Here is a 23,932-nt window from a genome sequence, read left to right on the forward strand (position 1 = left end):
TAGCTGTTTTTATTTGAAAGCAGGTGAATAACAAGCTTAAGTAAGAACACTATAAATGAAGCGATCAGTAACTCGGGACGATTGAAGGGCTGTAAATTCCATCCTCAATCGCTTCGACGATGTTATCTGCGTCTTTATTTAGCTTCTTATAGGTTGCCTTGTCGAAATGGTACAACACCGTGAGCTCGGCTTCAGAAGCAATCGGCACGTCAAAGTCTTTGGCTACCATTGCCCATACGTACGCCTTTTCTCTATGGCCTAAGCTGTGATTGATGCTAGCCATGGACTTAAATATCTCAGTATTAACAACCGAGTTATTCGACAAGGTTAGCGCATTATTGAGTAGCTTCAATGTCTTGGCATGATCTCTCGTGGTATAGAAAGTCGCTAGAGCATATTGCATCTCCGCCGTATTTAATGCTTCAGTTCCTTCTAACTGTAAGAAGCTGCGTCTTGCATTAGTATCACCAGTTTGTGACCACAAGAAGTAGAGTGTTTCTGGTGTGTCTGATTGAGATAGCTCACTAACGATTCGTTCTGACTCTTCAATACTGTGCATTAATGCCGTAAAGCGACGCTCTTGCAGCTTAGATTGATCGATCGTTTCGATCTGTGCCGCGAGCTCTAGGCACTTTTTGTAGGCAGTGACTAATTCGAATTCTTTAATTTTGTTGATTTCGGTGGGTTGCTTCTGAACTTCAAATCGATGCCAGATGAGGTCGGTACGTGCGACACGACATTGCCCATCGTTCATGTTCAATTGTTCACACTGAAGACCCGGATTGCTTTGGCACAGTTGATCGGTATTTTTGTTCCCTTCAAGACACCCAACCAGAGTGAAAGGCAATAGGCTAATCGCCAACCATTTCATAATTTTCATATTCCTTCACTTGTGATCAGATGCACTTATTATTGGTCAGGTTCTTGACTCAATTCTGTTACGGGTTATTTTCTGGTGAAAATTGTTAAAACTAAGGCTTTACCATGGATGCAGAACAACTTCTTAGCGCAATGACACCCGAGGTCTACGAACGTTTAACCTACGCAGTTGAAACGGGTAAATGGCCAGAAGGTACGGCGCTCTCAAAAGAACAGCGCGACTCGTGTATGCAAGCGGTTATGTTATACCAATCTAAACATAACTCTGAAGCTCAACATATGACAATTGCAGCTGGTGGTGAGATTAGCTTTAAATCTAAGTCTGAACTAAAGAAACAGTTTAAGTCAGATCAAGAAGACATTGTTAGGGTTAACCCGAATCATTAAGCTTAAATTACAACAAAGGGGTGGCAATGTGCCACCCCTTTTAGTTTAACTCGTTTATTTATAAGCAATAAAACGATTTAGTTCACGTTAAGCCGCCGTTACTTTCATAGAATAACTGGCTTTAACGTGAATCCTTGAACAGGTTATAAGCTCATCTCACCGCGCAATACTTGTTGCATCTGAGCCTTCACTTCTTCGTAGCCTAGGTTTTGGCTTAATAGATAATGCAATTTCGCCAGTGCCGCTTCTGGTGTCATATCGTAACCACTCACCACGCCCGCTTCTGCTAGTGCACAACCTGTCGCGTAACCACCCATGTTGACTTTACCAGCCAAACATTGAGTTAGGTTCACCACAATAACACCGCGCTCTGAGGCATCTTTCAGGTGCTGAAGCAGTTCTGGGTTTTGTGGTGCGTTACCCACACCGAAAGTAAGCAGAATCATCGCGTTAACAGGTTGTAATAGCGTGTTACGGATAACTTCGTGTGAGATGCCTGGGTACATTGTGATTACGCCGATAGGTTGCGGAGTAATGTTATGAACCTTGAAAGCACCTTCAGGTTGTTCGTTTACTTTTACATTATTGCTAAGTTGGATATTGATACCCGCTTCTAGCAAAGGATTCAGGTTTGGAGACGTAAACGCATTGAAGCCATCTGCGTGTGATTTTGTGCTGCGATTACCACGCATCAACTTGTTGTTGAAGAACAGTGTCACTTCGTTGATTGGGTAGTTTGCTGCAATGTGTAGCGCATTCAGCAGGTTTGCTTGTCCGTCTGAACGAAGCTCTGCTAGTGGGATTTGAGAGCCCGTAACAATCACAGGTTTGCCGAGGTTTTCAAGCATGAAAGACAGTGCAGAGGCAGTGTAAGCCATAGTGTCTGTGCCATGCAGGATAACGAAACCATCGTACTTATCGTAGTTCGCGCGAATGTCATCAGCGATAGTCTGCCAATCAAGTGGCGTCATATCTGAAGAGTCCATTAATGGAGAGTATTCGTGAATGGTGTACTCAGGCATCTCTGGGCGATGGAATTCAGGCATGCCAGCTAGCTGCTTATCCATGAAACCTGCGACAGGAACATAGCCGTGGTCAATAGACTTCTGCATGCCAATTGTGCCGCCGGTGTACGCGATATAGATGTGTTTTCTTTCCATGGCGATTAATACTTAGTGTGATGTAGGGAACAGGGGGGCGATTATAGCGAATTATCATGCAATAAAAAGAGGCACCTCACACAGAGGCACCCCTTAGTTATTGAGTTATTGGCTCAACTTATTGAACTTGGCAATTTAAGCAGAAAGCGTATCGGCCTTGTGGGTCGTTAAAGTTGCCTAACAGCTGGCTATCTTGAGCTAACTGCTGAGTAACAGGCTGTAAACTGCTTGGTATCATCGATTGAATATCTAGGCCTATCGACATCTGAACTTGGTTCATAAATTCTTGAATAAATTGTTCAGTGGCCGAAAGTGGCTCTTCAACCCAGTAGATGTTGTAGCTTTCAAGCTCTGCAAGTGAAGCCGCAGCTGCAACCGCATCATCGAAATCACCAATCTCATCGACTAAGCCTTTCTGAATCGCATCTTGACCTGTCCAAACTCGACCTTGAGCAATCTTGTCGACAGCATCGACTTCCAGACCGCGATTTTCTCCAACTAGGCTGATGAATCGGCGGTATCCGTTTTCAATGCCCATTTGGAACGCGTCTTTCGCGCCATCGCTAAGTCCAGTTGTAATACCAAGACCTGAGAAAGGTGAGGTGCCAACGCCATCAGTGTAAACACCAATATCGTTCAACCCTTTTTCGAAGGTGGTGATAACACTGAAGATACCAATTGAACCCGTTAGTGTGGTTGGCTGAGCTAGGATCTTATCCGCACCCATCGAGATCCAGTAACCACCCGAAGCAGCAAGGCTCGACATCGACACAACAACCGGTTTACCCGCTTGCTTGATCGCTTCTATTTCATTACGGATAACTTCAGAAGCAAAGGCACTGCCACCTGGGCTATCGACACGAAGTACAACCGCTTTCACTTTATCGTCGTTACGTGCTTGGCGCAGTAGGGCTGCTGTGGTATCGCCGCCAACGGTGCCACGTGGTTGCTTGCCATCCATAATTGCGCCGCTCGCTACAATCACGGCAACGTCGTGTGATTCACTAGTCATGTTTGGAAGCATGGTTGTACGGTATTCGTAGTAACCAAACGCGTTGTAGCTGTCTTGGCCGTCACTGCCGAAAACATCGGCAAGCTCTAGTCGAACTTGCTGGCGTGTCGCTAGCTCATCCACTAAGCCAAGTTTCTCGGCCAGTTTTGCAATGTCACCGTCCACAGACTCAAGTTCTTTCAAGAAGGTGTCCATGCTTGGGTTCAGTGTCTTAGCGTCTATTTGACGGTTGTTGCTGACGTCATCAACGTACGCACCCCATAGTTGGCTTAACCAACGAGAAGCGGACTCTTTCGCTGCGTCTGACATGTCATCACGAATGAAAGGCTCAATAGCTGACTTATAAGTGCCCACACGGAACACGTGCGTGTTTACGTCTAGTTTCTCTAACAACGTTTTGTAGTAAAGCGAGTAAGCGCTATAGCCTTTAAGAAGAACCCCACCATCTGGTGATAGGAAGACCTTAGTTGCGTAGCTGGCTAGGTAGTATTGGCTTTGGTTGTAAAAGTCACCCACCGCATAAATCGGTTTGCCTGTTGCTTTGAACTCATTCAATGCTTTAGCAATGTAGCGTAGCTTGGTCAGGTTGGTTTCTGGCAGCTCTTTGAGAGCTAAAACGATACCAGTAACCTTGTCATCGTCTTTTGCGTAGCGAATCGTTTCAACGATATCAAACAGGATGTTCTCTTTTGGAAGGTCTTTGCCAAGTAGTGAACCTGTGACCGAATCCATCGGATTGATATAGCGGCTTTGTTCCACAATAGGGCCAGACAGATTAAGCACTAAAGCCGAATCCTGAGGAACCGTCGGTTGAGCCGTATCTGAATGGAAGTACACAAAGTAGATGATGGCGATACTGAGTAAAAAGACTAGGTTAACCAGCGCAAGACGTACAAACGTAATGAGCTTCCAAATCCCTTTAAAGAACATGCCTATAAATTTGAATATTTTTTTCATTCTGTCTCCGCAGTGAGATCACGTCGCTTTAACAAGCCGTAGTACCATTAATCTCAATAATATGAACTGCTTAGTATCCTACGATAATTCCCAAGCTCAAACTACACCAAGAATTGTTAATCGATATATATTCTCATTAAGTGTAGTCAAATTAAGGGCTTCTGAACGATTAATACGTGCAGCATTATGATCGGTGTTACAAAAATGTAAACGGTTGTTTGAACTTTTGGTGATTGAACTATACTGTGGTCAGACCACAAGGATAAAATAATAGAAGTGATGTCTGCCATGTACCCACATTTACTTGAACCACTCGATCTTGGATTTACCCAGTTACGTAACCGTGTATTGATGGGATCAATGCATACAGGTTTAGAAGAAAATAAAGAAGGTCTCCACAAACTCGCCGCGTTTTATGAAGAGCGAGCAAAAGGAGGCGTTGGCCTTATTGTTACTGGTGGTTTCTCTCCTAATTTACGTGGCAGATTAACCCCATTCAGTGCTGAATTCAGTAAAGTAAAGCACGCTAAAGCGCACCAAGTTGTTACCGAAGCCGTCCACAAGCACGGCGGTAAAATTGCGCTTCAATTGTTGCATGCAGGTCGTTATGCGATGCACCCATTTGCGCAAAGTGCGTCTGGCATTAAAGCGCCTATCGCTAAGTTCGCTCCAAGTGAGATGAGCCCTCGTCAGATTAAAAAGACCATTGGTGCCTTTGCCAACAGTGCCGAACTCGCCCAAGTCGCGGGTTACGACGGCATTGAGATTATGGGATCTGAAGGTTACTTGATTAACCAATTCATCTGTAAACGTACCAATATGCGTTACGACGAATGGGGCGGTTCTTATGAGAAGCGCATGCGTTTCCCGCTGGAGATTGTTAAATCGATTCGCGAAGCAGTGGGTGACGACTTCATTATTATTTTCCGACTGTCGATGCTGGATTTGGTTGAGCAAGGCAGCACCTTTGAAGATGTTGTTCTATTGGCTCAAAAGCTGGAAGAAGCAGGCGTGACTATTATCAATACCGGCATCGGTTGGCATGAAGCGCGTGTTCCGACTATCGCGACACAAGTACCACGTGGTGCATTCTCTTGGGTGACGGAAAAAGTGAAACCATACGTGTCGATCCCAGTGGTGACATGTAACCGAATTAATACGCCAGAAGAGGCCGAACGTATTCTTAGCTCTGGGCAGGCTGATATGGTGTCTATGGCGCGTCCATTCTTGGCAGACCCGGATTTTGTTAATAAAGCAGCTCAAGACCAAGCTCAGTTCATCAATACCTGTATCGGTTGTAACCAAGCTTGCCTTGATAACGTGTTTAAAGGTAAACGTGCGAGCTGTTTGGTGAACCCACGCGCTTGTTACGAGACTGAAATTGTTGTTCAGCCAGCGCAAGCGACTAAGACCATTGCGGTTGTTGGCGCAGGCCCAGCCGGTTTAGCTTGTGCGACGACACTAGCCCAGCGTGGACACAAGGTTGACTTGATTGAGAAAAATGACCGTATCGGCGGCCAGTTTAGATTAGCAATGCAGATACCGGGCAAAGAAGAGTTCAGAGAAACGATTCGTTATTTTGCTAACCAAATCGATGCATCCGGCGTGAATCTGAAACTGGATACGGAAGCAACGTTTGAGATGTTGTTGAAGTACGATGAAGTGGTGATGGCTGCTGGCGTAGAGCCAAGAAAGCTCGATATTGAGGGCATTGACCAAGAAAACGTGGTCGATTACCAAACCTTGATTCGCGAAAAGACACCAGTAGGCGAAAAGGTCGCGATTGTTGGTGCTGGTGGTATCGGTGTCGATGTGGCAACCATGCTCACCGAGCCGGCGTCACACAGCCTAGATGATTGGCTGCATGAGTGGGGCATCGATAAGAACATGGAACACCCAGGTGGTTTGTATCCTTACCCGGATTCATTCAGCGACAAAACGGTTTGGGTGATGCAGCGTAAAGCGGGGCGCGTTGGTAAAGGTCCGGGCAAAACAACGGGCTGGATTCACAAACGCACGCTAGAGAAACGAGGTGTGAATCTACTGGGCGGTGTAAGCTACAACAAGATTGATGACCAAGGTCTGCATATCAGCGTTGGTAAGAAAGAGCAGGTGCTGGATGCTGACTCGGTTATCGTATGTGCAGGTCAGGTGTCAGTTCGTCCATTCGAAGACATGTGGCAAGAGTTTGGTGGCAAACTGCATGTGATAGGCGGCGCCGATTACGCGGGTGAATTGGATGCAGTACGCGCAATTCGTCAAGGTGTTGAGCTAGCGATTAAGTTATAGAATCAGCTATCAAACTGTAATCTTATCGGTAGATATTGTTACTTAATTTGCTGAGTTAGATTTTGAACAAGGCTCCTAAGTCATAGATTTAGGAGCCTTTATTGTTTCTAATCTAGCCTAAATGGACAGCCGTTGAGATTTATTATCGTTTGTATTCTGTGCTAAAGTTCAAGTATACAAATAATAAAGAAATAGTAAGGACTTCAAATGGATGCTTTGGATCTATTGCTCAACAGACGCTCAATCGCAAAACTCTCTGATCCGGCACCTGAAGGTGTGGCGTTAGAAAACATCATCAAAGCAGGGCTGCGTGCTCCAGACCACGGTGCACTAACACCATGGCGCTTTGTTATCGCGCAAGGTTCAGGCCTACAAAAGCTTTCAGACATCTTGGTGCGCGCCGCTGAAGCGGATGACAGCGAAGAAGCGGTTATCGAGAAAGTAAAAAAAGCGCCGTTCCGAGCTCCGATGGTGATTACTGTGATTGCCAAAGTAACTGAGCACGAGAAAGTGCCTGCTATCGAACAACATCTGTCTGCGGGTTGTGCTGCACAGGCGATGCAAATGGCCGCAGTCGCACAAGGTTTCCAAGGCTTTTGGCGCTCAGGTAAATGGATGTTCCACCCAGAAGTACACCAAGCATTTGGCCTAGAAGGCGACGATGAAATTGTTGGCTTCCTATACCTAGGCACTCCAGGCTGTACACCAATGAAAGTGCCAGAGCGCGACTTCTCTAAGTTCGTTGAGTTTTTATAAAGAAAGCTGAAGCTTGAATAGTTGAATGCTAACTGTATAAACAACCAGTTTTTCTTGATTTATTAGGGCCACATTAGATAATGTGGCCCTAATTGTTTGTAGCATCTGGAAAAACATGTCTCGTCTTATCATTGCTGAAAAACCAAGCCTAGGCCGCGCGATTGCCGCCGCACTACCGAATCCACAGAAGAAAGACCAAGGGTTTATCAAATGTGGTAATGGGGATGTGGTGACTTGGTGTATTGGACACTTATTGGAGCAGGTTGAGCCGGATGCTTATGACGACCGTTATAAGAAGTGGAATTTAGCCGATCTTCCTATCGTGCCGGAGCAATGGCAGCTAAGACCGCGTAAGACTTCAAGCAAACAGCTCACGGTGATCCGAAAGCTATTGAAGGACGCCACTCAAATTGTTCACGCCGGAGACCCGGATAGAGAAGGGCAGTTGCTGGTTGATGAAGTGATTGATTACTGCAAAGTCTCTAAGGCTAAGAAAGAGTCGATGGACAGGCTACTGATCAGCGACTTGAACTTACCTGCCGTAAAACGTGCACTTTCTCAAATGCGCAGCAACCGTGACTTTATTCCGCTTTCTATTTCCGCATTAGCGCGCTCTAGAGCCGATTGGCTGTATGGCATGAACATGACTCGTGCTTATACCTTACTCGGTCAAAAGGCTGGCTACCAAGGTGTGTTGTCGGTCGGGCGAGTACAAACGCCTGTACTTGGTTTGGTGGTAAGGCGCGATGAAGAGATCGAAAACTTTATTCCGAAAGATTACTTCACTTTGCACGCTTTGATCCCTTATCAAAATCACGGCCAGAGCTTTGATATTCGTGCGCGTTGGAAGCCAAGCGAAGCATGTAAACCATGGCAAGATGAAGAAGGGCGCGTGCTCAATCGAAAGCTGGTTGAGAATGTGGCTAACCGAATTGCGAATCAACCCGCGACGGTGACGGAATCAGAGCAAAAGCAAAGTAAACAAGCTGCGCCACTGCCTTACTCGCTGTCAGCCTTGCAGATTGATGCGTCTAAGCGTTTTGGTATGAGTGCTCAACAGGTGTTAGATACGTGTCAGTCATTGTACGAGAAACACAAACTCATCACTTACCCACGTTCTGATAGCCGCTATCTACCTAAAGAGCACTACTCGCAGCGAGAATCGATCGTTGATGCTATCGCTAACAATGCGAAAGAGCTGCAAAGTGGCGCTCAAGGTGCGGACCTTTCTCTTAAATCAAAAGCATGGAACGACAGTAAGGTCGATGCTCACCACGCGATTATTCCTACTCCGAAGAAGTCATCGGTGAACGGCCTGTCTGCCAACGAGATGAAAATCTATCAGCAAATCGCTCGTCAGTATCTAATGCAGTTTTACCCACCTGCGGTTTTTGCTGATGCTAAGCTGGTCTTTGATATCGCTGGTGGCGTGTTCATCGCAAAAGGGCGTCAGCTTATCAACCCCGGTTGGAAGGTGTTGATGGGTAAAACGGATACCGAAGAAAAAGGGGATGGCACGGATACGGTTCCTCCATTGGATAAAGGTACGGTGTTGACGTGCCGTGAAGGCGTGATTGGTGATAAGAAAACTGAGCCACCAAAACACTTCACGGAAGCGACATTGCTTCAAGCGATGACAGGTATCGCGCGTTTTGTTGCGAACAAAGATCTCAAAGCCATTTTGAAAGAAACCGATGGCCTTGGCACAGAAGCAACCCGTGCGGGTATTCTAGATACTCTATTCAAAAGGCAGCTGCTAACGCGCCAAGGTAAGAGTATTCACAGTAGCCCTGCGGGCAGAGGCTTGATTCATGCCTTACCTGAGGATTCTACCTTCCCAGACATGACGGCACATTGGGAGCACCAGCTGCAAGGCATGGCAGAACGAAATCAAGCGTATCAGCCTTTCATGCAAGCGTTAGAAAGCAAGATTGATGGTTTAATGGGTAAAGTAAAAACGGGAGAAGTTCCTGAATCACTCCGCCACCTTCCTAAAGTCGAGAGACCTGCCTTCAAACGCCGTAAAGGCGGTGGGGCGAAGAAGTCTTACGCCAAGACAGGTACGTATGCTAAGAAAGGTACTTCCGCTAAAAAGAGCACTAAAAGCTAAGACTTATTGAGGTTAGGATTAGCGACCGACTTTACGGCCACAACGTTTAAACAGTTGCTGCCAATAGTCAACATGGCGACGAGTGGATGATCGAAAGGCTTGATGTGCATCTTGGATGGGAAAGTAATAACTGTGCAGTTCAGGTTGCGCGTCAAACATTCCTAGTTGCGGGGCTATGTGCTGATAGTAGCCATCCAGTTGCGCCATGTAAGGCTGAACCTTACCTATGTATTGTTGCTCGAACACATTGTTGAGATAGCGGAACTTAGTGGTGTCTCGTTGTTTACCACAGATGATCTTGTCATCAAAAGTTGTCAGCTGTTTGGTGATGGTATCAAGCTCAACTGACGCCCGAGCGAGCGAGTAGTATAAATCCCCAAGGGTCGAACTCTTCTCTAATACTTCTTGAACTTCAGTAGTCTTGCCCGAGACGAGCGGAACGTTTAACGCTTGGTTGATATGTTCTAAAGCATCACTGGTTTGTCGTACCTGATCGCCGATATCAGTGCGTAACCACTGACTACCACGCATCTGAGACTGCATAGCATCGCTGGCATAGATGAGATTCCATTGATGCAGTGGAAACTGTGCGAGTTTCTGTTGCTCAATTTCTCTTAGTAATTCTACGATCTCTGGGTCTAATTCATTACTGGATAAACATTTGCCCACGCCTTCAAGTAGCGCGACTTGATAATCGTAATTACGAAACTCATCCGCGACCTTGCCCAGAACCGAATTTCTTTCTGCAATCAGATTGAACAATCCACACTGACGAAGCTGGTAGCTGTCGATGAGGCCGATAGAGAGTGAGGGCACGTCAAGCAGCAGTTCTCGTTTTCTCGGTAGGCTTTCAAATTCCCATTCCTCTATTATCTCGTCAGCATCTTGTACTCTGGCTATCTTTGTTTGATAGTCGTCGAACAAGTCGCCGGGGCCATCACTGAAACAGCCAGCTAGCATCACTGTTAGACAAAACAGCGTTGAGTGCTTAACTAGGTTTGAGAGATGCCCTGCATTCATCTGTGGATTACCAGTCAATTTCGCTGCCATCGAAATTGAAGAAGTGACCACTCACTTCGGTATTCGCTGACTCGATGACTTCAATCAGGCCGGAAGCTGAAGTGTCGGTGTCGATCAGAGCATTAGGGCCACCCATTTCAGTCTGCACCCAACCTGGATGCAGTGCTAACACCGTAAAGCCATCATCGGTTAAGTCGTTGCTTAGGCTCTTCACCACGGAGTTTAGAGCGGCTTTAGAGGAGCGATAGATGTAACCGCCGCCTGAGGTGTTCTCTGACATACTGCCGACTCTAGAGGATAAACAAGCGACCTTTTTGATATCGCTGTCTTTGAGTAAAGGCAATAGCGTTTCGACAAGCTTTAGTGGAGCGATGGTGTTGACTTCGAATACACGACGCCACTCTTCAACATCGGTATTACCCAGCCCGTAGCCTTTAGGGCCATAGTAGCCAGCGTTGTTGATCAAGATATCAATCGACTCTATTTGCGAAGGGAGTTGGCTTACTGCTTGGTAATCGGTTATCTCTAATTGAATGCAGGTAAGGTTGGTGTTGTGGTCTGCGAGTGAGAGCAGTTCTTTTGCTGAATTGTCATCACGATAAGTCGCGTACACCTTGTGATTACTTTCCAAGTATTGTCGAGTCAGGCTTAAGCCAATGCCGCGGTTCGCTCCAGTAATAAAAATAACGCTCATGGTGATTCCTTTTCAGTTCAATTAGTTAAGTTTGATGGCTTAACACGAGAAAATCAACGCTCCACCAACTGGCCATTAGCATTCCTACAAAAATCATTACTGCTGCCGCTGAGCCGCAGATCACCCCAAAGATGAGTATTACGTTTTTCATTATGGTCTCTACTTTATAATTAATAACAATGATAACCATTATCATTAATTAAGGTTGTCGCCAAGTTTGAGACTGTTATGATTTTGAGAAAGATACGCAATTAGCCTGATTATGATTCCTTTAATTTACCACCCAATCTATTCACAGTTACCTTTACCAGAAGGTCATCGCTACCCAATCAACAAATATCAGTTGTTGCATAGTGCTGTTGAGGCGCTGATGAATAGCGAACCTCGATGGAAGTGCAAGTTTGAAGTGTGCCAACCAACGCTGGTTTCGGTTGAGCAAGTAAAACAGGTACATGATAGCGAATATGTTGATTTGCTCGTGTCTGGTAAGTTACCTGCAGCAAAGATGAGACGTATCGGTTTCCCGTGGAGCGAGCAACTTATCGAAAGAACACTCTACTCAAGTGGTGGAACCTGCTTGGCCGCTGAAATGGCAATAGAGAGTGGTTTAGCGATTCATTTGAGTGGTGGTTATCATCATGCGCATCATGATTTTGGCAGTGGCTTTTGTTTGTTGAACGATTTGGTTTTAGCGGCAAAACACGCGCTGACCTTTGAACATATCGATAAAGTGCTGATCGTTGATAGCGACGTTCATCATGGTGATGGCACAGCAACTCTTTGCCAAGACAACGACGACATCATTACTCTGTCGTTCCACTGCGATAAAAACTTCCCTGCACGAAAGCCGCTATCCGATTTAGATGTGCCATTAAGTCGTGAAACAGAAGATGAAGAGTTCCTACGTTGTTTTGAACAAGTCACTAAGTTAGCGATTGCTCACCATCAACCTGATCTGATTATTTATGATGCGGGGATAGATATTCATCAAGACGATGAACTGGGTTATTTGAATGTCTCGACACAAGGGATATTTGAACGCGACTGTTTCATGATTGAATTAGCGAAATCAGAGTCTATTCCGATGGCTTGCGTAGTCGGTGGCGGGTACCGCACTAAACACCAAGATCTGGTGCCGATTCACATGCAGCTGTTAAAAGCGGCCTATCATGTTCACGGTTAACCTCTCAAATTAGCGGCTGATAGTTCATTGAAATGATGGTGTGAAATAAGCGCCTTTTGCACCATAAAAGACACAGCTGCACCATTATGGATCATTTAAAGTTCTTTTTTATTAATTAGTTACGTATTTGTGTGATTAATTGTGGTCTGTAAATTGCTTTACCCATGTGTCTATAAAAACACAAGGGATAAAAATGAACCTGACGGACAAGGAACGTAGTTGGCTTAATTGGTTTGGCGCAACAGGAAAACTGGCTATGCGCAGAGCTTGTTTCCTCAATAGAAGTAGGACGGAAGAGCTTGAACAAGCTTTTGAAAGTATTGCTCACACGCGAGTTCAACTTCTGCATAATTGGGTCAAGAATCAATGGGATTTTTTAGAAGACTCTGCGGTTTATTTAGCAAGTCGAACGGAAGAACAAGCTCAGGGGACGTTAGCTAGTCTTCTTAAACGCAGTACGGATTTTTCTGAGTTGGCGATCGTCGATGCCAAGGGGATCGCACAAGCATCGAGTTATCATGAACATATAGGGGTTACTCTTGGAGACAAGAAGGCTTTAGTTGAAGGGGCTTCAAAGCGTTATCTTCATGGGCCGTATATGGATCCACGCACGTTGAACGTAGGGGCCTCGAGTTCATCGTTTCATGACCAAGTGACGTTGATGTTTTATGTCCCATTTTCTCGGGATGAAGGGCCACAACAATTCTTATGTGGTCGTGTTCCAAATGATGTTATTGGTGACATTATTCAGAGAGAAGCGGGGCATATTTATAGCGAGTCGGGTGATAACTATATCTTTATGGTCGACTCCATTCATGATCCTCATACTCAGCCGGGTGTTGCGCTCTCTCGTTCTCGCTTTGAAGATAATACCTTTTCACACGGCGAGAACTTAAAGCAAGGGATTCATACTGATTGGGGAACGGTTAAGATCCAGCACCACACCGAATTTGAGATTCGCTTTACAGACCCAGCCACTAATCAGCTTCACCCAGGCGTAAGAGAAACCATTAAAAATGGCAATAACTTGTTTATTGGTTATCCGGGGTATTCTGACTATCGCCACATACCCGTTATTGGCAAAGGTATCACTTTTCAATTGGATGGTTCACCAGATACCTTTGGCATGATGTGTGAGTCCGATTTAGAAGAGGTCTACAGAGACCGAAGTCTAAGTTATACCTTATCTAAGCACTTTATCAGCTGCATGCTACTGCCTCTATTTGTTCCATTACTGTTTGCCAACCTTTATACACTCACACCTTTTATGCAGAGTGGCATTATGTTCGCTTGCGCGTTGCTTTCATTGGGCTTATTCCGTTTAGTTAGCGCCAAACCACTAGCGAAGAAGATTCATGAAATGACCGGGGTAATGCAGACCTTAGCTGAAGGTGATGGCAACTTAAGTCGGAGACTTGATCCCACCACATTCAGTCATAATGAACTTGGCAACTTAGGGCGCTGGACTAACAGTTTTATCGACAATTTAGATAACACGGTGAGTGAGTTGATCCATGCGAGTCACGAAGTTAGAGAGGTTTCGGAATCGATGTTTCGTCGCAGTGTCGTGATGAAGCAAACCAGTGATGATGCATCACAAGCGTTAAGCAATATGCTTCAGTTGAGTCAGTATCAACAGAGCGAAATTACTCATGCGAGTGTCTCAGCAACGCAAATGGACACGGTGATGAAACAAGCCGTCCTGAGCGCAGAGAAGGAGTACAATCAGTCCGTCGAAGGCATGGAGATTGTTCGCAATATCGTAGAAAGCTCGGCGCATAGCGTGAATGAGGTGAATAATGAAATGACTAAGGTGTCTGACATTATAGATATCATTACTGACATTACCGCGCAGACTAACCTTTTGGCCTTGAATGCGGCCATTGAGTCGGCAAGAGCAGGTGAACACGGGAGAGGGTTCTCTGTCGTCGCTTCTGAAGTAAGAACTCTGGCTGACCGAACTTCACAAGCTGCTAACCATATTAGTGACCTAATGAAAGAGCTGCATAGTAAGTCTCGCAGTGCTGTTGAGTCCATGGAGCGAGGTGTCGAGAATGTGAGTAAAGGAAACTTAACAGTCGACTCAAATGCTCGCAGTGAGCAAATTCAATCAGCGGTGAGTGACCTCTTTACCACGATGTCTAACTTAGATGAAAACAGTCAGAAAAATGGACAAACGGCAGATAAAGCCCAACGTTCAATATCTGACTTACAACTGTCTACTAAGCAACTCGCACGTCGAGTGTCCTTGATGGGCAATGCATTGAGCCGTTTAGACCAATTGATTGGGCGTTTTGAAGTGAGCCGAAAGGTGGCGTAGTGGAAAATACGTAAGTTCTTTACGCAAACGCCAGATACAAAAAAGCCGCTGATTTCTCAGCGGCTTTCTTTAATGTGGTGGAGGGATAGGGATTTGAACCCTAGAACCGCTATTAACGGTTGCCGGTTTTCAAGACCGGTGCTTTCGACCACTCAGCCATCCCTCCAATGGCGCGTATAATATAAGGGTGGCTTTCGCTTGTAAATACCCTTATTAACTGACTGCTTTTTTTATGAACGCTTTTTGGTATTTTTGTTCTGAATGATTATTTATTGTTCGGTTTATTAAGAATCCGACAAAATCTAATATTCAATAAGCCAAGTATTCCCAACTTTTGTTATACGTGAAGTGTTTCTGTGTCATAAAAAAGAAAGTATCTAATTGGTTCGCAGGCAAAGTTATGAGGGGAGTGGCTTAGGCATAAGAACTTTCAGCTAGGGACTTTTAACTAAGAGCTTTTAACTTAGAACTCTGAGCTCGGAATTTAAAACTAGGCATAAAGTGAATAGGCTTAAAATGAGGGTGGGTAGAGTCTTGTTAGATGAGCTTTATATTTTAAAAAGCTTCAGATGCAAAAAAGCCGCTGATTTCTCAGCGGCTTTCTTTAAAGTGGTGGAGGGATAGGGATTTGAACCCTATCTAGCCTGAACTCTTTTAAAAACATCCTTAATTTTTTCAGGATGTTACCCGATAACTAGAAAAATCGGATTGAACAAATGTGATTCACATACATCAAATCACAAACCAGATCGTTAATCAAATACTATTTGGCCAATAGTGCAGTGAAGAGGTTTATTTTCGACGTTCTGAAATCACCTTCTTCAGTACATACAACAATGCTAAAACCATCCCAGTAAAAATACCTCCTCCTACACCAATAAGAATGGCAATGTTGCTTTGAATAAAATCGACCATATGTCTTTACTCCTGAATTAGTAGTGCTTAAGCTGAATTTATCCATACCAAGTGTCTGCTATTGCTAAGAGAAGTCACCAAGCTTAATTCGTTGTATCGCTTCAACGACTCGATTAGCTCCACAAGGCGTAGTGAGAGCATCTAGAGGCGTCTCATGGTTGAGGAAATATTTAGGGGTGCAGAGCCATTCCTCCGCCATATCCATATCACTGGCACGCTTTTGGGCAAACACTTATCTGAACCTAATCACATCACAGTTTCTATTTGCGAGCGGACAGTCTACGCACACAATCAAAATCAAACATTTTTTAAAGTTCAATCGGCTAAATTAATACTTTTTTGGGGGTTACGAGCCTGTAATTTAATTATGTTTCTACAGCGACCAAAACCACACAACGATGAGACTCTAGAGAGTTTCCTTATTCGGGTCGCGAACAAAAACGGCTATGAAGACGTACACTGTTTTTGTAATGATCTAGTATATTACTAAATGTACGAAGATAACTGCTAGATGACCAAGAGGGACAAAGGATGAAGATTGCTGTTACTGCCGCAAGTGGGAAGTTGGGCTCTGCTATTGTAGAAGCCACCGTCAAATTAACCTCGAAAAATCAAGTCGTTGCTCTAGCAAGAACACCAGAGCGCGCTTTCGGCTTGGGTGTCGAAGTGCGTCCGGGCGATTATGAGGATGCTGAGCAGCTAGAACAGTCATTGCAAGGTGTGGATGTTGTGTTGCTAGTGTCTGGTATGGATGCTCCGGATAAACGTATTGGACAGCATCGTAATGTGATTGAAGCTGCCAAAAAGGCTGGCGTGAGAAAGATTGTTTATACCAGCGTACAAGGGGCCGAGGAGAACACGGCATTTTCCCCTGTTATTCAAAGTAATCGTCAAACAGAGCGAGATGTTCGTGAGAGCGGACTTGAATGGGTGAACGGCCGTAATGGCATCTATATCGAACCTGACATCGAATACATTGATAGTTATAAGAAAGCGGGGGGCATCTTTAACTGCGCAGGTGAAGGCCAGTGTGGTTATACAACCCGAGAAGAGCTAGGTTACGCTTACGCCCGCATGCTTGTTGAAGATATACATAACGGCAATACCTACAATCTACACGGCGATGCCATTACTCAAGCACAGCTCACTGATTACATGAATAGTGCGTTTGGGACGAACCTTACATTCACGTCGATGAGCGTTGAAGAGTATCGACTAGACAGAGTGGCTGAGTTGGGTGACTTTATTGGAACGGTTATCGCTGGTATTTATCAAGGCATCCTTGAAGGGAAGTCAGATAACCCGAGTCATTTCGAACAAGCTGCAGGACGCAAGCATGTTAGCTGGCAAGATTACTTTTCAGAGCTTAAATCTCATCAATAGTTTCTGAACGCCCTCATTTATGGCGTTCAAAAGATAGAAAGTCTGGCAATTGACCAGACTTTCTCGTTGTTGGAATAACCTTTATTAGCTTTGATAAGCCTTATAGGGCTTCTTCTACCTTGGTGGCGACACTTGCTGATACCCAAGGCTTCCATACCTGTGGTGAGCTTTCTAGAAAGTAATACATGGCTTCTTCGGCGTCGGCTTGGTTGTCTTCCATCCAGGCTAACAACTCGCTCATTTGTTTATTGGTAAAACCACGTTTTTCAAAGTATTGGTAAGCAAGATGCTCATTATTAGCAAAGGCTTCTGTGGTGATAGTGTGAACCGGTGCTGGTGGATACATGGTCACTTTAGGAGATTCACAATCGGGTTGTGTCGTACAGTTACGGAATTCCTCAATGTCGGTACCACTTCCGAAATCAACTTTAACCATATCGTATTTACCCAACACAGGTGTTGGTGACCAATAGTAACCAAACCATGGTTTCTCACGCTCATAAGCTTTGGCAATGGTTCCTGCTAGTGCAGCACCTGAACCCGGGTCCACCATTTCAAATCCATGTTTATCTAAACCCATAGCATTAAATAAGTGTTCGGAAGTAATCTGACATGTCCATCCTGCCGGGCAGCTATAGAATGCGAACTTTTCATCGTCTTCTGGGTGTGCGAATAGATTAGCGTGTTTGATGACACCTTCGATTGTCGTCATCTCTGGATATTGTTCAACAAGATAGTTAGGTATCCAGAAACCTTCTTCACCGCCGTTTACTAAAGACTTGCCTGCGTAACGTAGCCGCTTATCCGCCACACCCTTATCTAACGCTTCTTTGATGCCGTTAGTCCAAAGCTCAGGCGCAACATCAGGTTGACCCTTTTCAATCATTGACGTGCCCGTAGGGACGCTATCACCGGGGATTAAATCCGCTGCACAGCCGTAGCCGTTATTCAAAATGAATTGGTCGACATGAGCAATAAGGCTCGCCGAGTTCCAGTTCATGTCTGCAATGGTGATCTCTCCGCATTCGTCAGCACTAGCGTGTACAGAAAACGCAGCAAGTACTGCGATGGAAAGCATGGATTTGTTATTCTGCATTGACGTAATTCCTTTTCTTGTCAGAAGCTTATTCGCTATAGAAACAGAAATGTTCGACGGAGAAAAGAGACTGAGATCTAAATTTAAACGATTTGTGATCCGCACCAGCAGCCCTAGACATTGAGTTAGTGAGCTGGAATCCAGATGATTGACGTACAAGTAACTCATCATCTAGCTCTTCACAAATTTTCTGCATGCTTTTTGAAATCGCACTGATTGTTTTACCCATGCGCCTTGCAGTTCTGGACAAGAAATCATTTTAGGCTCGTTTGTGCTCTTAAAATTTGACTGATCAGCTTTATTGCAAAGCCTATTGCCCAAATTCCCTTATCTACCACAGTACCATCAAGCTCAATACATTTGATTCAGCTCTATTCGACTTCTACTTTTACAGAGGGAGTCGTTTGCTTCATCCTACGTTCAACTAAACGGAGAGACGTAATGTTAAAAACAATTTTAGTGATATATTTCAGCTTATTCGCAGTAATTCAAGCAAGTTACGCAACAGACATGGATAAATCTAAGGCAGAACAATCTGCAAAAACCCTAGAGGTTGCCCAAGCTTTTCTGTGGGCTGCTGGATCTGGGGATATGGAAAAGCTAAGTACTCTAATGGCTGACGATTTTGTTTGGCATAATGAAGGAGATGATTCTATTCCTTGGATTGGTAACTGGGAGTCTAAAGAAACAGTTTTAAATACCTTCTTGCCTCGCTTTGGTGCTGGATTAAAAACAACGAGCTGGACTACAGATTATAGTTTTGCCAACGGTGATCAAGCCGTCTTTATGGGGACCATGAGTGCCACAGCAAACAACACTGGCGCTGACACTGGAAAATTTAGTTGGGCTGTGCGCGTTCAAGTCGTCGATGGGAAAGTAAAGAGTTGGAACTGGTTTGAAGACAGCTTTGCTGTCTCAAAAGCCTATCACACAGAGAAATAACAACTCTAAACATGTTTGATTTTACTAAGAATTGACTTAACACTGAGAGGCTACCTCTCAGTGTGTAAACACATTTCAGGACGGGACATAAACTGGTAAAAAGCCCGATTCTTAAGGCATGAAAAGTCGCTTAATTTGATACTCAATCTATTTGGAGCCGATCACAAATGCCGTGCTATCAAGACGCGCGGCATTTCTAACTGTAAATGACTGTAAAATCAGTTGAATCAAGGTGCCAACTTGATAGTTTATAAGCATGAATTTTTATGGCTTAACAACCTATCAGGCAATTGATCATGCAAACCCGTACATGGAAAGACAGTTTGGTAAAGACTCAGTATGTCATGGACATCCTATTGCTGATCGGCTTTATCTTAGTCTGTATCCCCAAAGCAACAGGTGTAGCAGCTCACGAATGGCTGAGCCTTTTGTTTATTATTCCTTTGATTATCCACTTACTACTGCATTGGAACTGGATGGTATCTCTTCCAAAAAATTTCATCCACAAACAATCTGCTAAAGATCGATTCAATGCGGTTTGGGATGCTTTGTTCTACTTGGTCATGCTGATGGCAACACTCAGCGGATTCTTAGTTTCCGAAGCTTTGCTACCTCAGCTAGGTATGCCAGTAGAGATACTGCCTGTTTGGTCCAAGCTACATCATGACCTAGGAAACCTAGTGATGCCAATGCTTGGTATCCATCTCGCTCTGCACTGGCAGTGGATAAAAGGTGTGAGCAGAAAAATGAGACAGAAACACAACACTAAGGCAGGTGTATAATGAAATATCTCGTTTATCGTTGGAAGCAGCGCTCTGCTATTGTCTTAATCATCTCGCTTATCATCTGCGCAGTAATGTGGACCCTAGAGCTATCAACTTGGGCAGGAACAATAAATAGTGCAGCAACCGAGCTTGCACTCGAAGAAGGAAAACGAAACCTATCTGGGTTAGCGGTTTTCGGCGTCTCATTTGTTAAGCTTACTGTGCTGACCATGGTGCCCGCCTTTTTGTGTTATGGCGTGTTAAAGCTCTCTGCTTTTGTCTTCAAAAAACGTACACACGACAACCAAAACAAGCCTACTCGGCCAGTCCACTAGTCAAGCAATGTCTCAGCCAGTGCGTCTAACATTCGACGCGCGCGCTGTCAGTGAACTAGCTGGGGCAGGTCTGCCTTACGATGATCTACCCAGTCAGCACGGAGTTGGACATTTATGAGTCAGTGATTCTGCTAAATTAGCATTTAAAGGATTAACTCAGGTATTGCAAACCTCTAACTACGTGGGCAAGTTCACTTAGCCACTACAGGAGCCGTTCAAGTCTTAAAAAACATCATCCCAATACGGTAAATCACCATAATAGTCACTGAGAAACTCAATAAAAACACTCAACTTAGTCGCAATCAGCTTACGGTGCGGATACACCGCATATAGCGCCATGGGTTCTGGCTCAAACTCTTTTAGAATAACGTTAAGTTGGCCCTTCTTTACTGCGTCAGACACGATAAAAGTGGGTTGAAAAACATAACCCTCTCCCGCTATAGCGGACTCAACGAGGATATCGCCGTTGTTGCAGGATATACCGGAACTCTCCTCTTTTGACGAGCGCTTCAGCGCATTCATAAGTGGGGACTCGGATTGACTGTAATCCATGTAGCTGTAGCTTAGCAGATGCTCTGGAATAAGCTGTTCCGGATGCTCTGGCGTTCCATGCCGTTCAAGATAGTCTGGGGAAGCACACATAACCAACCGAACCGGAGCAACACGCTTTGCAATTAAGGATGAGCTTTTTAATTGCCCGATCCGTAACGCTAAATCAAAGCCCTCCTCAACCACATCGACTTTCCGATCGTTGAGTTGCAAATCGATACCCACAGCCGGATTGAGCTGCTTAAAATCCCGAATAAGTGAAGCGAGATGCTTGGTAGCAAAAGTCACAGGAGCACTGATACGCAGTAAACCTTGCGCCTCATTCTTTAACTGCCCCATGCTCCCTTCCATGTCTTGAATACTTTCCAAAATGTGCTGAACGTGTTGCACACATCGCTCGCCCGCTTCTGTAAGGTGTACTTTTCTCGTCGTGCGGTTAAGCAGGCGTACCCCGAGTTGTTCCTCCAAATGAGATACGTACTTACTGACCAACTGATTTGACGTTCCCAGTTTCTCTGCTGCCTTGGTAAAACTGCCTTCTCTAGAGACCGTGAGAAACGCCTTCATGGTGTCAATCCTATCCATTAAACAAATCCTTTTAATAAGTCAATTACCAACAATACATTGGAAATCATTCAATGATAATGCCATTTATCATCTAAAGGAGAAAGATTAATCTTATTCCCAAGTTAAGACTTACTTGAATAAATCAACTCTGAGGGAAATACCATGAACAAGCACATTTTTAACAAAGTAATTCAATCCAATGCTGGCTTTGCGGCACTAGTACTGAGAGTTCCGGTAGGAATCATTTTGGCTGCACATGGTGCGCAAAAGCTGTTTGGCTGGTTTGGTGGCTATGGACTTGAAGGTACTGGCCAATGGATGGCAAGCATTGGGCTAGCACCCGGTTACCTAATGGCATTGATGGCTGGCAGTGCAGAATTCTTCGGAGGTTTAGCCTTGATATTTGGCCTTTTGACTCGCCCAGCAGCACTGGTCAATGCATTTGCCATGTTAGTGGCAATCTTCAGCGTTCACATCAGCCATGGCTTATTTATCAGCAATAACGGTTACGAGTTTGCTTTGGCGTTATTCGCTGCCACTTTAGCGCTAGCCATTCAAGGTGGCGGAAAGTTTGCCATTGATAACCGCTTACTTGGTGCAACCAAAACCGCTTAATAAAAGCTATTGGACTCGAAACAAATTAGACAAACAACAGACGCCCATGGCGTACGCTCGCAAGGGGCTCTTCGAAATAAGGAAAGATTATGTTGGTAAATGGTAAGTGGGAACGCAAGTGGGATCCCGTTCAAGAGAAAGACAGTGAAGGCCGCTTCATCCGCCAAAGCAGCGCATTCACAAATCGCATTGACGATGCACAGTCAGCAGTCGATAAAGGTTTGCGACTCTATGCTGCTTACATTTGTCCTTGGGCAACACGCACATTAATTGCTCGCTCGTTGTTTAACTTAGAAGATGTAATTGACGTAAAAATCTTAGACCCAGTACTAACAGATTTCGGTTGGCAATTTGGGGGTGAATCTGATTCAACGGTAGGCTCTACAGAGAGTGGCATTGAGGGAGTGGAATACGCTCACCATCTTTATACGATGACTGATGACCAATACACTGGTCGAGCGACTGTGCCTGTACTTTGGGATTGTGGTGATAACAAAATCATCAACAACGAGTCTGCTGATATTCTTCATATTTTGAACGAAGACTTAAGACCGATTCATAATTCAAACATCAATTTGTACCCGACTGAGTTGCAATCACAAATTGAAGAGTTTAATGCCAGTATCTACGACAGCTTAAACAATGGCGTGTATCGCGCAGGATTCGCTTCAAGCCAGAAAGCTTACGACGAAGCCATGGTTGATATTTTCGCTCGCTTAGAAGAACTGGAAACACATTTTGCGAATAACGATTTTGCCGTTGGCAACCAACTAACCGAAAGCGACATTCGGTTATTCGTTACCTTGATCCGATTTGATGTGGCCTACCATGGCCTATTTAAAACTAACATCAAAGCCATCTCTGACTACCCTGCGTTGTCAGCGTATTTGGACCGCTTATTACAAATCGAAGCCTTTGCGAAAAACACTCGTGTCGATCATATTAAAGCGGGCTATTACTCGGTAACTGCGCTAAATCCATCTGGCATAATTCCTCAGGGGCCGTACTTGGATTGGTTTAAATATTTACCGGAGGGAGTATGAAACTAGCACCTCTGATGTTCGTTGGTCACGGTTCTCCGATGTTTGCGTTAGGCGCAAGCATCGAGGCTCAACAACAGGCGACCGATAATTTAACCCATCAAGTAGCTAAATTTGATGATGTGGAAGCTATATTAGTGATATCACCACATTGGGTTGCCCGCGGTAATGTCGTTATCACCAACGACCAACCAGAAACCATTCACGACTTTGGTGGCTTTCCACCTGAATTGTACGAATTGAACTATCCTGCGATGGGCTCACACATTGTTGGTAATAAAGTCATCGACTTATTAACCAACAATGGTTTCGAAACTAAGGCGGACAATTACCGAGGCTGGGATCACGGTGTTTGGGTACCGCTGTATCACCTGCGCCCAAATGCAGACAAGCCAATAGTGCAATTGTCGCTGAATGTTGATCTGTCACCAGATGAACTAGAAAAGCTCGGTAATACCTTGAAACAATTGCGTAAGCAGAATATTGCGGTTATCTGCTCAGGTAGCCTGACGCACAATTTATATGACATTCGAATGAGTCACGAGCGCGTCGCAGATTATGCAAACAAATTCCAAAATTGGGCACGGAAAATCGCTCTTGAAGGCAATTTAGCGGAGGCAAAACAGCCTCACGTTAAGTCTGTTCACTATGCGAAGTCACATCCTACCTCTGAGCATTATTTGCCGTTAGTTATTGCTATGGGAGCAAAAGATGACGCTGATAATCTTACGGTGTTGGAAAGTCCAATCTTGCATCACTCCATTTCAATGGAGAGTTATGTTTGGTCTCAGTGAGCAATAACATTACTTTAGTTTAGAAAAACAGCATCAACCAAGATAAGTATAAACTGCAAGGCTAACATGATGTATGGAATCCACTCCCTCCTTAGCAATCTAGACTTAGGAGTGTGAGAAAAAACCGAGGGTTCCAATATGTTGACTAAAAATGTTATCGCTATC

At 44.7% G+C, this 23,932-nt stretch carries 22 protein-coding genes and 1 tRNA gene; 13 read left to right on the top strand and 10 right to left on the bottom strand.

The features are described 5' to 3' along the window. Nucleotides 1-64: 64 nt before the first annotated feature. Nucleotides 65-871, bottom strand: coding sequence for a DUF2989 domain-containing protein (locus tag AB6E52_RS14845; RefSeq protein ID WP_102320044.1), 807 nt, complete (start codon nt 869-871; stop codon nt 65-67). Nucleotides 872-984: 113 nt separating this feature from the next. Between AB6E52_RS14845 and AB6E52_RS14850 the strand changes: the two genes are divergently transcribed. Further along, nucleotides 985-1,266: a YeaC family protein gene (locus AB6E52_RS14850; protein WP_010437067.1), complete on the top strand. Its 282-nt coding sequence runs from the start codon at nt 985-987 to the stop codon at nt 1,264-1,266. Between the two features lie 143 nt (nt 1,267-1,409). On the opposite strand, the gene ansA is transcribed toward AB6E52_RS14850, so the two are convergent. Both ansA and sppA read right to left on the bottom strand, forming a co-directional pair. After that, nucleotides 1,410-2,426, bottom strand: coding sequence for an asparaginase (gene ansA, locus AB6E52_RS14855; protein ID WP_019823767.1), 1,017 nt, complete (start codon nt 2,424-2,426; stop codon nt 1,410-1,412). Nucleotides 2,427-2,544: 118 nt separating this feature from the next. Further along, complete coding sequence (gene sppA, locus AB6E52_RS14860; protein WP_102320043.1) at nt 2,545-4,395, bottom strand: signal peptide peptidase SppA; 1,851 nt, start codon at nt 4,393-4,395, stop codon at nt 2,545-2,547. A 279-nt stretch (nt 4,396-4,674) separates the two neighbouring features. Between sppA and AB6E52_RS14865 the strand changes: the two genes are divergently transcribed. From AB6E52_RS14865 to AB6E52_RS14875, 3 genes are all read left to right on the top strand, one after another. Further along, nucleotides 4,675-6,684, top strand: coding sequence for an NADPH-dependent 2,4-dienoyl-CoA reductase (locus AB6E52_RS14865; protein ID WP_170967980.1), 2,010 nt, complete (start codon nt 4,675-4,677; stop codon nt 6,682-6,684). Nucleotides 6,685-6,891: 207 nt separating this feature from the next. Then, a complete protein-coding gene (locus AB6E52_RS14870; RefSeq protein WP_017059376.1) occupies nt 6,892-7,440 on the top strand; it encodes an NAD(P)H nitroreductase in 549 nt (182 codons plus the stop codon). 115 nt (nt 7,441-7,555) lie between these two features. After that, nucleotides 7,556-9,550, top strand: coding sequence for a DNA topoisomerase III (locus AB6E52_RS14875; RefSeq protein WP_017063444.1), 1,995 nt, complete (start codon nt 7,556-7,558; stop codon nt 9,548-9,550). A gap of 18 nt (nt 9,551-9,568) precedes the next feature. On the opposite strand, the gene AB6E52_RS14880 is transcribed toward AB6E52_RS14875, so the two are convergent. Both AB6E52_RS14880 and AB6E52_RS14885 read right to left on the bottom strand, forming a co-directional pair. After that, entirely contained in the window at nt 9,569-10,600 is a 1,032-nt protein-coding gene (locus AB6E52_RS14880; protein WP_102320042.1) for a DUF3080 domain-containing protein, read from the bottom strand. Beyond that, a complete protein-coding gene (locus tag AB6E52_RS14885) occupies nt 10,578-11,264 on the bottom strand; it encodes an SDR family oxidoreductase (RefSeq protein WP_017059372.1) in 687 nt (228 codons plus the stop codon). The genes AB6E52_RS14880 and AB6E52_RS14885 overlap by 23 nt, the downstream gene beginning before the upstream one ends. Before the next feature lie 262 nt (nt 11,265-11,526). On the opposite strand from AB6E52_RS14885, the gene AB6E52_RS14890 reads away from it, so the two are divergent. Both AB6E52_RS14890 and AB6E52_RS14895 read left to right on the top strand, forming a co-directional pair. Then, on the top strand, nt 11,527-12,447 hold the full coding sequence (locus AB6E52_RS14890; protein ID WP_102320041.1) for a histone deacetylase: 921 nt from the start codon (nt 11,527-11,529) through the stop codon (nt 12,445-12,447). A gap of 193 nt (nt 12,448-12,640) precedes the next feature. Then, nucleotides 12,641-14,767, top strand: a complete 2,127-nt coding sequence (locus AB6E52_RS14895) for a methyl-accepting chemotaxis protein (RefSeq protein ID WP_102320040.1) — start codon at nt 12,641-12,643, stop codon at nt 14,765-14,767. Nucleotides 14,768-14,842: 75 nt separating this feature from the next. Here the strand turns inward: AB6E52_RS14895 and AB6E52_RS14900 are convergent. Both AB6E52_RS14900 and AB6E52_RS14905 read right to left on the bottom strand, forming a co-directional pair. Then, nucleotides 14,843-14,933, bottom strand: a tRNA-Ser gene (locus AB6E52_RS14900). Nucleotides 14,934-15,746: 813 nt separating this feature from the next. Beyond that, nucleotides 15,747-15,887, bottom strand: a complete 141-nt coding sequence (locus tag AB6E52_RS14905; RefSeq protein ID WP_081325182.1) for an MbcA/ParS/Xre antitoxin family protein — start codon at nt 15,885-15,887, stop codon at nt 15,747-15,749. A gap of 326 nt (nt 15,888-16,213) precedes the next feature. Here AB6E52_RS14905 and AB6E52_RS14910 point away from each other — a divergent pair, with 326 nt between their 5' ends. Then, on the top strand, nt 16,214-17,065 hold the full coding sequence (locus tag AB6E52_RS14910) for an SDR family oxidoreductase (RefSeq protein WP_017068687.1): 852 nt from the start codon (nt 16,214-16,216) through the stop codon (nt 17,063-17,065). A 100-nt stretch (nt 17,066-17,165) separates the two neighbouring features. Here the strand turns inward: AB6E52_RS14910 and AB6E52_RS14915 are convergent, their stop codons facing one another. After that, entirely contained in the window at nt 17,166-18,161 is a 996-nt protein-coding gene (locus AB6E52_RS14915; RefSeq protein ID WP_102320038.1) for an ABC transporter substrate-binding protein, read from the bottom strand. A gap of 28 nt (nt 18,162-18,189) precedes the next feature. Continuing rightward, entirely contained in the window at nt 18,190-18,411 is a 222-nt protein-coding gene (locus tag AB6E52_RS14920; RefSeq protein ID WP_372055728.1) for a LysR family transcriptional regulator, read from the bottom strand. A 191-nt stretch (nt 18,412-18,602) separates the two neighbouring features. Between AB6E52_RS14920 and AB6E52_RS14925 the strand changes: the two genes are divergently transcribed. The 3 genes from AB6E52_RS14925 to AB6E52_RS14935 all read left to right on the top strand — a co-directional run bounded on the left by AB6E52_RS14925 (nt 18,603) and on the right by AB6E52_RS14935 (nt 20,202). After that, entirely contained in the window at nt 18,603-19,103 is a 501-nt protein-coding gene (locus AB6E52_RS14925; protein ID WP_017068657.1) for a nuclear transport factor 2 family protein, read from the top strand. 296 nt (nt 19,104-19,399) lie between these two features. After that, nucleotides 19,400-19,885, top strand: a complete 486-nt coding sequence (locus AB6E52_RS14930) for a DUF4405 domain-containing protein (RefSeq protein WP_032546226.1) — start codon at nt 19,400-19,402, stop codon at nt 19,883-19,885. Continuing rightward, entirely contained in the window at nt 19,885-20,202 is a 318-nt protein-coding gene (locus tag AB6E52_RS14935; RefSeq protein ID WP_017068659.1) for a hypothetical protein, read from the top strand. The genes AB6E52_RS14930 and AB6E52_RS14935 overlap by 1 nt, the downstream gene beginning before the upstream one ends. A gap of 222 nt (nt 20,203-20,424) precedes the next feature. Here AB6E52_RS14935 and AB6E52_RS14940 read toward each other — a convergent pair whose 3' ends face one another. Then, nucleotides 20,425-21,336 carry a LysR family transcriptional regulator gene (locus tag AB6E52_RS14940; RefSeq protein WP_102320037.1) on the bottom strand — a complete coding sequence of 304 codons (912 nt, stop codon included), beginning with the start codon at nt 21,334-21,336 and terminating at the stop codon, nt 20,425-20,427. Between the two features lie 144 nt (nt 21,337-21,480). Between AB6E52_RS14940 and AB6E52_RS14945 the strand changes: the two genes are divergently transcribed. From AB6E52_RS14945 to AB6E52_RS14955, 3 genes are all read left to right on the top strand, one after another. Beyond that, entirely contained in the window at nt 21,481-21,933 is a 453-nt protein-coding gene (locus AB6E52_RS14945) for a DoxX family protein (protein WP_017037256.1), read from the top strand. Between the two features lie 89 nt (nt 21,934-22,022). Continuing rightward, nucleotides 22,023-22,976, top strand: a complete 954-nt coding sequence (locus tag AB6E52_RS14950) for a glutathione S-transferase family protein (RefSeq protein WP_017039294.1) — start codon at nt 22,023-22,025, stop codon at nt 22,974-22,976. After that, the gene (locus AB6E52_RS14955) at nt 22,973-23,767 is read left to right on the top strand and encodes a class III extradiol ring-cleavage dioxygenase (protein ID WP_017068662.1); all 795 of its coding nucleotides are present in this window, start codon (nt 22,973-22,975) and stop codon (nt 23,765-23,767) included. Before AB6E52_RS14950 ends, AB6E52_RS14955 begins: the two co-directional genes overlap by 4 nt. The last annotated feature ends 165 nt before the right edge of the window (nt 23,768-23,932 follow it).

Origin of the sequence: Vibrio sp. 10N.247.311.13, from assembly GCF_041467595.1 — a bacterium.
In the GTDB taxonomy this organism is placed as follows: Bacteria; Pseudomonadota; Gammaproteobacteria; order Enterobacterales; family Vibrionaceae; genus Vibrio; species Vibrio crassostreae_C.

Bases quoted from the DNA above. Each gene is read 5' to 3' on its own strand.
- AB6E52_RS14845 (WP_102320044.1), bottom strand. From the start codon at position 871: ATGAAATGGTTGGCGATTAGCCTATTGCCTTTCACTCTGGTTGGGTGT.
- AB6E52_RS14850 (WP_010437067.1), top strand. From the start codon at position 985: ATGGATGCAGAACAACTTCTTAGCGCAATGACACCCGAGGTCTACGAA.
- ansA (WP_019823767.1), bottom strand. From the start codon at position 2,426: ATGGAAAGAAAACACATCTATATCGCGTACACCGGCGGCACAATTGGC.
- sppA (WP_102320043.1), bottom strand. From the start codon at position 4,395: ATGAAAAAAATATTCAAATTTATAGGCATGTTCTTTAAAGGGATTTGG.
- AB6E52_RS14865 (WP_170967980.1), top strand. From the start codon at position 4,675: ATGTCTGCCATGTACCCACATTTACTTGAACCACTCGATCTTGGATTT.
- AB6E52_RS14870 (WP_017059376.1), top strand. From the start codon at position 6,892: ATGGATGCTTTGGATCTATTGCTCAACAGACGCTCAATCGCAAAACTC.
- AB6E52_RS14875 (WP_017063444.1), top strand. From the start codon at position 7,556: ATGTCTCGTCTTATCATTGCTGAAAAACCAAGCCTAGGCCGCGCGATT.
- AB6E52_RS14880 (WP_102320042.1), bottom strand. From the start codon at position 10,600: ATGGCAGCGAAATTGACTGGTAATCCACAGATGAATGCAGGGCATCTC.
- AB6E52_RS14885 (WP_017059372.1), bottom strand. From the start codon at position 11,264: ATGAGCGTTATTTTTATTACTGGAGCGAACCGCGGCATTGGCTTAAGC.
- AB6E52_RS14890 (WP_102320041.1), top strand. From the start codon at position 11,527: ATGATTCCTTTAATTTACCACCCAATCTATTCACAGTTACCTTTACCA.
- AB6E52_RS14895 (WP_102320040.1), top strand. From the start codon at position 12,641: ATGAACCTGACGGACAAGGAACGTAGTTGGCTTAATTGGTTTGGCGCA.
- AB6E52_RS14905 (WP_081325182.1), bottom strand. From the start codon at position 15,887: ATGGATATGGCGGAGGAATGGCTCTGCACCCCTAAATATTTCCTCAAC.
- AB6E52_RS14910 (WP_017068687.1), top strand. From the start codon at position 16,214: ATGAAGATTGCTGTTACTGCCGCAAGTGGGAAGTTGGGCTCTGCTATT.
- AB6E52_RS14915 (WP_102320038.1), bottom strand. From the start codon at position 18,161: ATGCAGAATAACAAATCCATGCTTTCCATCGCAGTACTTGCTGCGTTT.
- AB6E52_RS14925 (WP_017068657.1), top strand. From the start codon at position 18,603: ATGTTAAAAACAATTTTAGTGATATATTTCAGCTTATTCGCAGTAATT.
- AB6E52_RS14930 (WP_032546226.1), top strand. From the start codon at position 19,400: ATGCAAACCCGTACATGGAAAGACAGTTTGGTAAAGACTCAGTATGTC.
- AB6E52_RS14935 (WP_017068659.1), top strand. From the start codon at position 19,885: ATGAAATATCTCGTTTATCGTTGGAAGCAGCGCTCTGCTATTGTCTTA.
- AB6E52_RS14940 (WP_102320037.1), bottom strand. From the start codon at position 21,336: ATGGATAGGATTGACACCATGAAGGCGTTTCTCACGGTCTCTAGAGAA.
- AB6E52_RS14945 (WP_017037256.1), top strand. From the start codon at position 21,481: ATGAACAAGCACATTTTTAACAAAGTAATTCAATCCAATGCTGGCTTT.
- AB6E52_RS14950 (WP_017039294.1), top strand. From the start codon at position 22,023: ATGTTGGTAAATGGTAAGTGGGAACGCAAGTGGGATCCCGTTCAAGAG.
- AB6E52_RS14955 (WP_017068662.1), top strand. From the start codon at position 22,973: ATGAAACTAGCACCTCTGATGTTCGTTGGTCACGGTTCTCCGATGTTT.